At 59.0% G+C, this 12,383-nt stretch carries 11 protein-coding genes; 4 read left to right on the top strand and 7 right to left on the bottom strand.

The genetic code is table 11. The annotated features are described in order from the left end of the window. Positions 1–39 precede the first annotated feature (39 nt). The 3 genes from ACH79_RS44510 to ACH79_RS38070 all read left to right on the top strand — a co-directional run bounded on the left by ACH79_RS44510 (position 40) and on the right by ACH79_RS38070 (position 3,156). Entirely contained in the window at positions 40–225 is a 186-nt protein-coding gene (locus ACH79_RS44510; RefSeq protein ID WP_246738300.1) for a hypothetical protein, read from the top strand. Positions 226–544: 319 nt separating this feature from the next. Beyond that, a protein-coding gene (locus ACH79_RS38075) for an IS3 family transposase (RefSeq protein WP_161856782.1) occupies positions 545–1,734 on the top strand; the annotation gives its coding sequence in 2 pieces (ribosomal slippage) (positions 545–794 and positions 794–1,734; 1,191 coding nt in all). A gap of 244 nt (positions 1,735–1,978) precedes the next feature. Next, a protein-coding gene (locus tag ACH79_RS38070; protein ID WP_246738128.1) for an IS3 family transposase occupies positions 1,979–3,156 on the top strand; the annotation gives its coding sequence in 2 pieces (ribosomal slippage) (positions 1,979–2,276 and positions 2,276–3,156; 1,179 coding nt in all). A gap of 323 nt (positions 3,157–3,479) precedes the next feature. On the opposite strand, the gene ACH79_RS38065 is transcribed toward ACH79_RS38070, so the two are convergent. The 7 genes from ACH79_RS38065 to ACH79_RS43415 form a co-directional block, all read right to left on the bottom strand. Continuing rightward, positions 3,480–4,340: an Effector protein NopP gene (locus ACH79_RS38065; RefSeq protein ID WP_246738299.1), complete on the bottom strand. Its 861-nt coding sequence runs from the start codon at positions 4,338–4,340 to the stop codon at positions 3,480–3,482. Positions 4,341–4,486: 146 nt separating this feature from the next. Next, complete coding sequence (locus tag ACH79_RS38060) at positions 4,487–5,065, bottom strand: tetratricopeptide repeat protein (protein ID WP_161855448.1); 579 nt, start codon at positions 5,063–5,065, stop codon at positions 4,487–4,489. Positions 5,066–5,098: 33 nt separating this feature from the next. Beyond that, positions 5,099–7,216: a type III secretion system export apparatus subunit SctV gene (gene sctV / locus ACH79_RS38055; RefSeq protein WP_161855447.1), complete on the bottom strand. Its 2,118-nt coding sequence runs from the start codon at positions 7,214–7,216 to the stop codon at positions 5,099–5,101. A 441-nt stretch (positions 7,217–7,657) separates the two neighbouring features. Beyond that, positions 7,658–8,182, bottom strand: a complete 525-nt coding sequence (locus ACH79_RS38050; protein WP_161855446.1) for a hypothetical protein — start codon at positions 8,180–8,182, stop codon at positions 7,658–7,660. A 30-nt stretch (positions 8,183–8,212) separates the two neighbouring features. Then, entirely contained in the window at positions 8,213–9,100 is an 888-nt protein-coding gene (locus ACH79_RS38045; protein ID WP_161855445.1) for a hypothetical protein, read from the bottom strand. 120 nt (positions 9,101–9,220) lie between these two features. Next, complete coding sequence (locus ACH79_RS38040) at positions 9,221–9,427, bottom strand: hypothetical protein (protein ID WP_028350678.1); 207 nt, start codon at positions 9,425–9,427, stop codon at positions 9,221–9,223. A 46-nt stretch (positions 9,428–9,473) separates the two neighbouring features. Then, positions 9,474–9,761, bottom strand: a complete 288-nt coding sequence (locus tag ACH79_RS43415) for a hypothetical protein (protein WP_202639381.1) — start codon at positions 9,759–9,761, stop codon at positions 9,474–9,476. Positions 9,762–10,414: 653 nt separating this feature from the next. Between ACH79_RS43415 and ACH79_RS38035 the strand changes: the two genes are divergently transcribed. Then, positions 10,415–11,845 carry a DUF1521 domain-containing protein gene (locus ACH79_RS38035; protein WP_161855444.1) on the top strand — a complete coding sequence of 477 codons (1,431 nt, stop codon included), beginning with the start codon at positions 10,415–10,417 and terminating at the stop codon, positions 11,843–11,845. Positions 11,846–12,383 lie beyond the last annotated feature (538 nt).

Below are 12,383 nucleotides of genomic sequence, written 5' to 3'. Positions count from 1 at the left end.
AATGCCCCCGAGAACGCTACCCATTGGAGTTCGCGCGACATGGCGAACGTCACCGGGTTGTCGGTGTCGACAGCGCAAGGCATCTGGCGAGCCTTCGGACTCCAGCCGCACCGGCTGGAGACGTTCAAGCTCTCGACCGATCCGCACTTGGTGGCCAAGGTGAGCGACGATCGTGGGCCTTTACGTCTCGGCGCCGTGGATGAAAGTCCTAAATCCAGGCGCTAGGGCCTGTTGGGATTTTAGGATTCTCATCGGGGCTCGGTTGTGATCCAAGCTTCGGATGGAACGAGATTGACGTCCAATGGACGAAGATGGAACCGCTGCGTCTTTGCAAACCGAGCCCCGGACGCAACGGCAAGGACAACGGATGTTTGTCGAGGCGGTGTCATGGATCGCGCGCCCGGGCGTGCCGCGCGCTTTCGGCCACTGGAGTGGCGTGTACACGTTTCCGCGATTGGGTGAAGACGTGTGGAAACGCCTTGACCTTGCCCCACGGGCTTAATCCAGCTTGAAGTTCGTTCTGGCCCACAACAAGGACCAGAGCATGAAGCGCAGCCGCTTTTCGGAAGAGCAGATCATCGGGATTTTGAAGGAGCATGAGGCCGGCGTTTCGGTTGCCGATCTGTGCCGCAAGCATGGCGTCAGCGACGCCAGCATCTACAAATGGAAGGCCAAGTTCGGTGGGATGGAGGTGTCGGAGGCCAAGCGGCTGAAGACGCTGGAGGACGAGAACACACGGCTGAAGCGGCTCTTGGCCGACGCCATGCTGGACAATGCTGCCTTGAAGGACCTCGTGGGAAAGAAATGGTGACGCCCGCGGCCAAGCGGAAAGCTGTCGCCCATCTCAGAGGCGCCTTCGGGATGAGCGAACGGCGGGCGTGTAAAACCATCGGCTGCTGCCGCATGACCATGAGATACCAGACGACCCGGGCGGACGAAGCCGGCCTTCGCCAGCGCATGCGGGCAATCGCCCAGGAACGTCGTCGTTTCGGCTATCGACGCCTGCATGTGCTGCTCAAGCGGGAGGGCTATCTGGTCAACCACAAGAAGCTCTTCCGTCTGTACCGGGAAGAGAGGCTCGCGGTGCGCCGCCGTGGCGGCCGCAAGCGGGCGATCGGGACCCGGGCGCCGATGACGGTGGCGATGGCGCCGAACGACCGCTGGTCGCTCGACTTCGTGTCGGATCAGCTCACCGATGGCCGCCGCTTCCGTATCCTTACCGTCGTCGATGACTGCACCCGCGAGTGCCTGGCACTGGTGGCCGATACCTCGCTCTCCGGCACCCGTGTGGCGCGGGAGCTGGACCGGCTGGTGATCGAGCGCGGCAAGCCCAAGACGGTGGTCAGCGACAACGGCACCGAACTCACCAGCAACGCCATCCTGACATGGACTGATCAGAGCCGGGTCGCCTGGCACTACATTGCGCCGGGCAAGCCCATGCAGAATGCCTTCATCGAGAGCTTCAACGGCCGGCTGCGGGATGAATTGTTGAACGAGACGCTGTTTACCTCGCTGGCCCAGGCCCGCGTCGCGCTCGGATGCTGGCGCGCCGATTACAACGATGCACGCCCACACTCGCGGCTCGGATGGAAGACGCCGTCCGAGTTCGCCTTCACCTGCCATCCGCGCCGGGATCTGGCGCTGCGCTATGCCGAGGGCTCCGCGCCAGCTCCCGTCGCTACCACCGCCCAACCGGGCAAATCCAATAGCCGGAGCGAACTCAGGATTGGATAAAACTTGGGGGCAAGGTCAGCCTGTTCGACTCGGCTCGCACGAGCCGGACGTGGAATACGCCATGGTCGTCAAGGTCCACTGCCACCTAGCAAGCAGTTGTCCAATGGTTCACGGGGTAATCGTCGTCTCGCTCGTCATGTGAGTCTCCTCGGTAAGGTAACTCACAGAACCTGCTCGGAGATCCTTGAACCTCCTCCGAATTGATGGACACCTGTAGTAGGCTCGAAGAGCCAGGAGGTGTCGGATGGAAGGACGTCAACGTCGGTCGTTTACGGACGACTACAAGCGGCAAGCGGTTGATCTCGTAGCGTCGAGCGGGCGCTCGATCGGATCTGTTGCCAAGGAGCTTGGGCTGCGCGATTCCGTGCTGCGGCGGTGGATGGAGCAGCGAGGGGCTCGGCTGGAGCCGACGGCGGCGACGCGGCGCCCCACAACGCAGGCGACGCTGCCGTCGGCGGACCACGCGGCAGAGATCGCGCGTTTGCAGCGAGAGAACGAGCGGCTGCGCATGGAGCGCGACATTTTAAAAAAGTCGATCGCGATCTTTGCTGGAACACGGACATGAGATTCCGCTTCATCGAAGATCGCCGCGCCGACTATCCGGTGACGCTCCTGTGCGACGTGCTCGGCGTCTCGCCGGCCGGCTATTATGCCTGGCGCTCGCGCCCGGAGAGCCGACGATCTGCTGCCAATCGTGACCTCGTCGACGACATCAGGCGGGTCCACCGCGACACCCGCGGGCGTTATGGCAGCCCGCGTATCCATGTCGAGTTGAAGGCTCAGGGCCGCGGGGCGAGCCGTGGTCGCATCGAGCGGTTGATGCGGCGTCACGGCATCAGGGCCATCATGGCGCGGCCACGCCGGGTGCGGACCACCGACAGCCGCCACGACCTGCCGATCGCCCCGAATCTGCTCGACCGCAACTTCATCGCCACTGCTCGGAACCAGATCTGGCTGGCCGATATCACCTACATCGAGACCGATCCGGGTTGGCTCTATCTGGCCGCCGTCATGGATCTGTACAGCCGCAGGATTGTCGGCTGGGCGATGGCGGATCATTTGCGCGCCGACCTGCCCTTGGCGGCTTTGCGGATGGCGATCTCGGCGCAGCGGTCAAGTGCCGGCCTGATCCACCATTCCGATCGCGGCGTTCAATATGCCTCGGCGGATTACCGCAAGCTGATGCAATCCGCCGGCCTCAGGGCGTCAATGAGCCGCAAGGGCGACTGCTATGACAATGCTCCGATGGAGAGCTTCTTTCACACGCTCAAGACGGAGCTCGTCCACCACAGGCACTATGCAACACGGGCAGAAGCCACACGGGATATCTTTGCCTATATCGAGGGCTTCTACAATCGGACTCGTCGTCACTCCGCCATCGGCTTTATCAGCCCGATCGAGATGGAGCTAAAAGCAGCTTAACCCTGTCCATTTTTTCGGGGGAAGATCACCTTTCTGACACCCTCGGGACGCATCGGCGAGCGGGCACTCACGGAACTTTGGTGAGCTGCCCCGAGAGGATTTCGCCAGCCGGACCATAGCCGCTCGATTTGCCGGCTCTCGATGAGAATAGCCGGCTCGCTCTTTTGTCCAACCAGCAAAACCAACGCTTAGCGCGGGTGAGGGCCGTGGAGGCGATGAGCCTTCTTGAGCAACCTGAAGTGCTGCATGGCGAGACATAAAACGGGTATTGTGACCCACTGGCAATCCGGTCGCTTCGCGTCATCTATCTTCTTCGGACCAGTCTACATGAAGTCACCGTCGTCCCAATCCGGCGTGGTATTTCGAGCAAGCTGGGCCCCTCTGGTACCACTGCCGCTAGTGTCAGTAGCTTTAAGATACAATGGAGGCTTGTTTTTCCGCTGCCATTCACCATCATCATTCTTCGTCCACTTGTTAGGATGCTTGGTAGGGTCAAGCACCATCATCGAGTCACTCACCTCAACAAAACCCAACGCCGCTGCGCGGGCTTTCGCGTCGTCGTTGACAGCATGAGAGAGGAGCAAAGGCCGTTCGCCGTCGAGCCGAAGCTGATGTTCCAAAAGAATATCACCTGCGTTCTCCACGAGAGGATGAGTAACCCGAAAATCTACAGTGGATGTGAGTTCGGTCCGTTCGGGAAACTGTTCCCGCCAGCGCGCGCGTGCCTCTTCATCTTTGAACACATTACTCATGCTAGCTCCGCCTTCCGTTCGCAGAAGTCCAACACTCTTGTTGCCTAACTGATAGCTGAAATAGCGTGCGCTTTCCGAATCAGGTTTCTTACCGTGGTCATAGGCAACTTGTGCTGTGCGTGCGGCTTTCGAGGATACGGGAAGCGAGTATTGCTGTGATTTGGCGGCGATATCCCCGATTTCATCGCCATAAAAGTCCTTCACCTTTTCTTCGAATTCAGACCTTTTGATCTCCACCACAGGAGGTCGGCGAACGAGGGAGTACGAGGGGTTTGCTCCCGACGAGCTAGCCCTCGGCGCCGCTATGTGCATCCCAGCAAACATGTCCGCAAAGCGTTGGCTGTCTGCATCAGATTCCGCGTGGCTGGGGGTGGATTGTCTGATTTCATCAGCGTCGGAAGCGCCAGGGGAGCTATTGATTCGGCCATGCATGGTGATTGGGTTTCCTATCGGTGAAGTGCTCTCGCACGGAGTTCAGGCTCGTCGGGCACCGCGAAGTTGATAGTCAGCCTAGCTGACGACGAGCTGACGCGCAGGCGTTAAGCGTGTACGATCCGGCGTTCTACGCCAAGGCCACGCTATGGCGAACGCGGCAGCGCACGCGGCTCGTGCGAAAGCTGTTGTAGGCTGTCAGATCCGGTATCGGCATTCCCAGCAAGTGCGAGCGATAGGCCAAGATTGTTGCGTAACATCTGATTGCCTGGGGCGGCTGCGAGAGCCTCGCGATATAGCGCTTGTGCCTCATCATGACGCCCCTGGGAGTCGAGGGCCACCCCTTTTGCGTTCAGGGCACGCAAATCACCAGGAACTGCAAGCAAGATCTTGTCAGTTACCTCAAGTGCTTCACCCGCGCGGTTCTGTGCCATAAGGGCCTGGGTCAGCGAGATTGCCGCATCGACGTTGTCTGGCTTTCGCTTCAGAGCCTCACGCAAACTCTCCTCGTCCGAAACTCGGAGGAGGGCGTGTGCAATGCGCTCGCGCATAGCAGGATCGATGTCCTTGGCGCCCAGCAACTCTGGCCGCGGCGTCTCTCTAACTTGATCCAAACTGGCACAACCACCAAGCACAAGAGTGGCGAATAACGCGAGGAGAGTTAAGCCCGAGGGCGGATGAAACGCATACAATCGAGCAGCGAACGTTGTTGTTGGTGAACTCATGCCGTCCATCTCACAAGCGACTGCTGTGCTCTGTTAACCGTTTGCGGCAAGCAGGGTGCGTTGTTCTGCTGTCGGAGCTTTTTCCTTGGCACCTGTAAGCTTGAGCGACCCGACCGGCTGTACCGTAAAATCGGAGGCGAGATCCTGATAAGACAGAACAGGAAGATCGATCCCGTTGCGGGTGAGGAAGCCGCGGACGAAGCGTCGGATATCCAGCGAACTCAGGATGACGGGCTGGCTCTGACCTGCTGGCACGCCCGAATGAATTTGGCGCAGTTGCGACAGCAACATCTCGCTATGCCGGTCCTCCAGCGCGAGGTACGGCCCGACGGTAGTCTCTCGAACCGCACTGCGAATTACATCCTCAGTTTCACGTTCGACGATAAAGGCGGGCAGAACACGGTGAGCGTTGGCATGGCGAAAGCAGATTTGCCGTCTTAGGCCGGAGCGGACATATTCGGTGAGCAGGACGGCGTTTTGCTCGCGTTCGCTCCATTCGGCGAACGCCTCCAAGACCAGCCGCGTGTTACGGATCGGGATGCCCTCGTCGAGCAGGCGCCGCAAGACATCGGCGATCCGGGGAACTGGAGTCGTGCGTAGCACTTCCTTCACCAGGTCGGCATATTCCTGCTCCATCCGGGCAAGCAATTGTCGCGTCTCTTGAATGCCTACCAAGCGCTGCGCATATCGCGTCAGTACGGAACTGACGCGCAGGGCGATGATTTCGCTCGGACGGTGATGCCCGATCCCGGCCGCTTTGAGAGCTGGTGCATGGCTCTGTTCGATCCAGATCCGGTCGGTGTCTGGATCTTGCCGATACGGGATGCCACTCAATTCAATGTTCGCTCGGTCGTCGATGAGCGCGAGCTGCGTCGGATCGACTCGATCCCGTTCAACCGGCACCCCTTCCACATCTAGCCTGAACTCGGATTGGGCCAAACGTTGATCAACCTGGACTGGAATGCGGGGGATCGTGATGCCAAGATCGGCTGAAACCAGTGCCGAAATGCGAGCGATGTGCTGCTCAACTTCCTCTCTATCAATCGCGTTTACCAGGTTAGGTGCAAAGAAAACCGCGACCGGAAGCGCTTCCGCAGGTATGGTTTGCCTTTGAGCCTGCGCTGGTGTTGAGGTCGGAGCACTAACGATGGCTCCCGTCTTGGAGTCCGTGTTCGCGCCTTGCACACCGCCTTTGACATAGCTTGCCCCGGCAAAAAGTGCGGCCAGCAGGAGAAACGGGGGCAAGGGGAAACCAGGTATCAGCCCCATGAGAAGTAAGACGCCGGCCGCTAGCCGCAATGCCTGGGTACTGGCCGTGAGTTGGTTGATGATATCGGCACCAAGCTTGAGCTTGGAAGGACCATTTACACGTGTGACGATGGTTGCGGCCGTAACCGATAGGAGGAGCGCCGGAATCTGAGAAATCAGCGCATCGCCGATGGTGAGCAGCGTATATTGATGCAACGCCTCATCGACCGACATGCCCTTGGAGAGCAGTCCGATGCTGATTCCTCCCAGCATGTTGATGCAGATGACTATGAGGCCGGCAATGGCATCCCCTTTCACGAACTTCATGGCGCCATCCATTGCACCGTGAAGTTGGCTTTCTCGCTCCAGTGAAGCTCGCCGGCTGCGTGCCTCGTGCTGATCGATATGACCGTTGCGTAGCTCCGCGTCGATAGCCATCTGCTTGCCTGGCAGAGCGTCGAGCGTGAATCGTGCTGAGACTTCAGCAACGCGCTCGGCTCCCTTCGCGAGAACCATGAACTGCACCATGGTCACGATCAAAAATATAACAATTCCGACCGCGATGTTCCCTGATATCACGAACTCACCGAAAGTATGAATGATGCTGCCGGCGTCTCCTTCAGCGAGAATCAGCCGCGTTGTCGCGATGGTCAGCGCCAGCCGAAAGACGGTAGAGATCAGGATAACGCCGGGCAGGGACGAGAAATCCAGTGGCGTACTGAGATACAAAGCAACCATCAGCAGCAATACGGCAAAGCCCAAATTGAAGCCGATCAGCATGTCGACCACGACGATCGGCATCGGCATGATCATCATTCCGATTGCCAGAAGCAGCATGAACGCGACCATGAAATCCGGGTGGAATGGCGCGCGCACGATAAGCTTACGAAGAAGGTGTGCCATGGAGAGCCTTCTTATTGTTGTTGCGTTGGGGCTGTCCTGCCACGCATGGACACGTAGTCTTGAAAGACTGCCCGCGCCTCGTCCATACGGCCGGCCCGTCGTAGCGCGTGACTGCGGAGAAGCATCAAAGGCAGACGCGAGGAGGGCTCGTCGTCAAGCGTGTCTAGTCTATCAAGCGCCGCAAGTGCTTCATCGCCAAAGCCCTCCGAGATGAGAGCATAGGTAAGAATGCGAAGCAGGTCGACGTCTTGCGAGTAGTCATGGGCAATGAGTCGCAACAGAGCGAGAGCTCGTGCGCTCTGTCCACACGCAAGGTGGACGAAGGATATTGCGCAGACCAAATCGCGCTCCTGCCCGGAGATTGGCAGGACATCGCCGGTCTTGGAAGCATCGGCCGGCGGCGGTGGACTGGCGAACTGCGCTCCGCCCGAGTCCATCATGCTAGCTCCCAATTAAGCTGTTTTGGTTCTGCCGGAGCAGGATGAGCCGCCGGAGCTCCTGCTGCAGGGCGTCGGTCCCTTCACGCGCCGAATCCTCCGGTCCGGCCCGTAGCCTATCGGCCAAGCGCTCCAGAAGAACACTATGATTCTCTGCTCGCAGCACGTCCGGATCACGCAGGCGTGGTGTCACGAAGGAGAGCAGGCCAGTTGCGAGGTTGCGGCCATAAAGTGAAGCGAGTGCCGCACGGGGATCGATCTCAGCTATCCGTACGCGCCTCTCGTTGAGACTGACACGCGAGACGGCATCAATATCGTTTACATCAAGCGCGGCCTCGATTTGCAGATCCGGCGCCTCGGTATCCGGCCAAACCGACCCGTGCCTCTTCTCGCCACCGCCATCGGTGCCATGGATCTCTAAATTATGGACTTGAGGCAGGGCCGGCTTGTTCGCTGGCGCATGGTCGTGGGTGTTGAGCCTTTGCGAAGAGGTGCCAAGTCCGACAGGATGCTGGGGCAGCTTGGTCATGACGTTCTCCTTTCCTGCGGCGGTGGAGCTCTAATAGGGGAGAGCAGCAAGCCGTCCATTCCGGCTGAGCAGTACACGTCCCGCCTCGATTCGATCGACCGTCCATCCATCGTTCAACAGCGCGCCCACGAAGTACTTTTGGCCACCAATAAGAAGATAGGGGTGGGCTCCGCGCCACACCGCCTGGACAGCGATTGAGGAGGGCGGCTTATCCTCCTTCACGGTCACTCCATTTACGAGTGTCAGCGACCCGTTTGTACGCTGATCGAACCATTGCTGAACCTCCTGCCATTTACTGACTGTCGCAGGTGTCACGGTGCCCTCGGCGCTGACCACACCTAGCCCAGAACCGATTTTAATATTGAGAAGTCCCGCCTTGTTAATCTCAGCTTGCAGCTGTGCGGCGGCCGCATTGAGGGGGCGATCATCAGGACCGGTGAGCGTCAGCTTGGGTGGAAGTGCTGCGACAGGGGGCGCACCGGGGCTCAGTGCACCGGCACTGCCGTCAAAGAGAAAGCTGATCGCAAGAGTGGCGATCCCGACAGAGCTCAGCAAGACCAAGGCGACTGCTATTATCGAGACACGCGACAGGCCGATTGATGCTTGTCCCGAATCCTGTGTGCAGCGAATGGACATCGCGCCCGCATGAACGACTGCAGGAAGAGAAATAACAAGCCGCTTGCCTGCGGCAATATCTCCGCTTCCTTCTATGCTGACTCCGGCTGCTAGGGCCTCGATCTCCATCGAATCGTGCAGCGGCGTGAGACGGAAGTGATTGGGCTCGAGCCCCTGTTCGACGAAGACGATATCGGCATCGAGGCTACTTCCGATAAGGCTCGTTCCGACGGGCGCTTCACCGGTCACCCCGGAATAGAGCCCTGATAGCACTTCGAAATGAACGGAGGCGGGTTCATTCACGGAGAGTCTCCTGAGCAACGAGAAGCCGTACGGCGTTGCCGTACGGCTGGTTCCGAATTCGTCAGGCTGTAAAGAGCAGTCAACACGCGAAAAGACGGCCGCCAGCTCCCGCTTTCAGCGCTAACTCACGCGCTCGTCGGCAACCTTCTTTTCGGACGAGAGCTCGGTCGTAATTCTGCGCATCACGATGCTGTTGGCCTGAGCTTGTTTGCTGACACGCTCGAGCTCGGCGAGCTGCGCGGCGAAATCGCCAGCCCCCGTAGCACCGGTTTGCTGATTCGTTGCGACTTCAGATGCCGCGGGGGAACCGCCAACTGGAGAAACCATATCGACTCACCTTTCTGTTCGGAAGTTGTTGCTACTGCTAACCAGCCTAACCAGCTGGCGTGACGACGGCAGGAAATGAGATCATTACATGCGCGCCCGGCGCGCCATTCAAGAGCGTCAATTCGCCGTTGCCATGGTTACACTGGGGGGTGCCTCCTGCGGCAGGGCCATTATCCTTGGCAACCTTCTCAGCATCAGCCTTCTCAGGCTCCAATGTGTGAATAACTTTCTCGAACGCGTGGTCGAGTGCCCCACCGACAGCGGAACCAATAGCCGCTCCCGACGGTCCACCGAGCCATCCACCAGCGGCGCTTCCGATCATTTCTCCAATCATCGCATTCTCCTGTGTTCACTCCACTACGCTCAATAGACGACTCATCGCCTACAGGTCAGCACTCTCATCCTAGGAGGATTACCTTTCGAGAAGCTGACGAGTCTCACAAAGGCCGCGGGCAGGCGGATAAACAAGACGACCGTGCTGTTCGTGTGCAAGTGCCCGGCCTCGCAATAATGAGCGAAACCAATTTCGAACAGGTGCTCCTAAAGACCTCTCGAGCATTCACGCGAGAGGCTCGACCGGCATCCTTCAGAAGAGCGTGGTCGATAGCCGGCCGCGCGTCCAAAGATGTCGTTGTTACGACGCCCGTTATGAGGAGCGGTTCGCGATCACATGCTCTCAACATTCAGGTGATCCGGAAGCTGATGTGCTGGTAGGTATTCTATCGTCAGCTTTTCGACAGGTATTCCGGATAAGCTTCCGGCGACTTGGATACGCTCGACGTGAGAGTCCCGATTGCCGACGGGCAAGGGGGAGAAGTGGTCCGCCGATCAAGGCTGTTGTCACCTGCAAAAAGAAACGCGAGAGCGCCTGCTGCTGGCCGTGACCTTGGATTGGTTTTGAAGGGCCTCGGCGCAACGTGCCAAGTTGATTGTGCGGGTGGTCCTCGCAGTCTGTCGCTTCCTTCAATGCAATAGGAGTGAATGAAAATGCCGTATCTTCCCGTGGTGGGCGGTTTCAATCCGGCGGTAGGGCTCGTGCCTGAAGGCGTGCCCACCGTTCCAATGTTCAACGTCGCATTGGGGCAGTACGCCGGCGCTGCCGGCGCCCCGGCGGGGGCCTACCAGTACCTGCCGGTAAATAGTCCGGTCGTTGTCGCCCCCGCCGTCCTCAGTCCAGCCTACGTTGCTCCAACCCTTCTCGCCCCGCCGCCGCCTCCCCAGTTCGCGTCGGTCGCCCAGAATCAAAGCCCGTCGTCCGCAATTGATCCGGTGTGGACGAATGAGGTCCATGATGGCAAAGCCACGATCCACCTTGGCGATAAGTATACAATTACGGCGGACGAGAAGGACGGCACCTGGACTGTCCGCAACAACGAGACCGGCCATTTGACGAAGATCCACGGCGATCCTCACTTCGATGCTAACGGAGACGGCAAGGACGACTTTGATTTTAAGAAAGGCATGACCCTGCAACTCGATGATGGCACGAAGATCACCGTGGATACGGCCGACTACGGCAATGGCAAGAGCATTTCGTCGAAGCTCACCATTACGAATGGCAGCAACGCCATGGTTGTCGAAGGACTCGGTGACGATAAGGATGGTGCCGACAATCTTAAGGTCACGCAGTTAAACGCTGGCCTCACGCTCGATGCGCTGACATCAGATGGTTCACAAACGATCCATGAGCAAGGTCAGGGTTGGGTTGACGGCGCCGGGCGCGAGGTGGACCAGGCGAGTATCGATGCTGGTGAAGAAGGGCGCGCCCCGGGCGCCGGCTCTCAGTCCCAGTACACTCCTCAGCCGCTCGCTACTCCATCGTACTACTACTATACTCCAGTTTTCGTTCCTCCTCCACCGCCTGTGTCGATGACCCCAGTTGCGGTTAACCAGAGCCCGCCATCGAAAACTAATCCGGTGTGGTCGCATGAGGTTCATGACGGCAAGGTAACGATCCACCTTGGCGATAAGTATACAATTACGGCGGACGAGAAGGACGGCACCTGGACTGTCCGCAACAACGAGACCGGCCATTTGACGAAGATCCACGGCGATCCTCATTTCGATGCCAATGGCGACGGGAAGGACGACTTCGATTTTAAGAAAGGCATGACTCTGCAACTCGATGATGGCACGAAGATCACCGTGGATACGGTCGACTACGGCAAGGGCAAGACCATTTCGTCCAAGCTCACCATCACGAATGGCGACAACGCCATGGTTGTCGAGGGGCTCGGGGACGACAAAGATGGTGCCAACAACCTGAAGGTGACGCAGTCCAATGCTGGCCAAACCCTCGATCAGCTGACGTCGGATGGTGCACAGACGATATATGAGCAAGGTAAAGGATGGGTCGATAGATCCGGATGGCAGGTCAACCAGGCGAGCATTGACGCCAATGAGCAGGCCGCCGGGTGAGGCCGATCTGGGCGCCATTCCAAGAATGGGAGCGGGCGTTGCCGCCCGCTTTCCCATGCTCCTTAGCGCGCGTAGGGAAGCACGTCGCTTGGGGTGCCCAAGCATTATCCGCGCTTTCGATGATTTGATTGGCATTTCTGTGCCGGTAACAGTCTGCAACGAAGGCACAACTGGATGAGTGGGGGCGTCTCGAGGAGTGAGAGCTGACCCACAAGAGGGGACGCGCCTCGGCGCCCGGTGCGCGGCGAATACCAAGCGGCAGCAATGCGCGATCTATCGCATTTGCGGCCAAGAGCGACGCGCCAACTCGTTAGGCGCGTCAACAGTCGCTAACAGCGCGCGAGGACAGGAAGACCCTGTTTGGTCTCTCACTCCTATAAGACGCCTTGTGACGGCGATTGCCTGAAGCAAGGCGAGTCCGTTCGACATGTGAGCCGGACGTCTTGGGCTACCAAGATACGGATGACCGGAGTGGCCCGAAGCGAAAAGAGCCTAAGAACTGTCACACCAAGCTTACGGCAAGTTGTCTGAACGACCA

This window comes from Bradyrhizobium sp. CCBAU 051011, assembly GCF_009930815.1.
In the GTDB taxonomy this organism is placed as follows: domain Bacteria; phylum Pseudomonadota; class Alphaproteobacteria; order Rhizobiales; family Xanthobacteraceae; genus Bradyrhizobium.
Note: the sequence above shows the minus strand (reverse complement) of the source record. Positions and strands in the feature narration are given on the sequence as shown.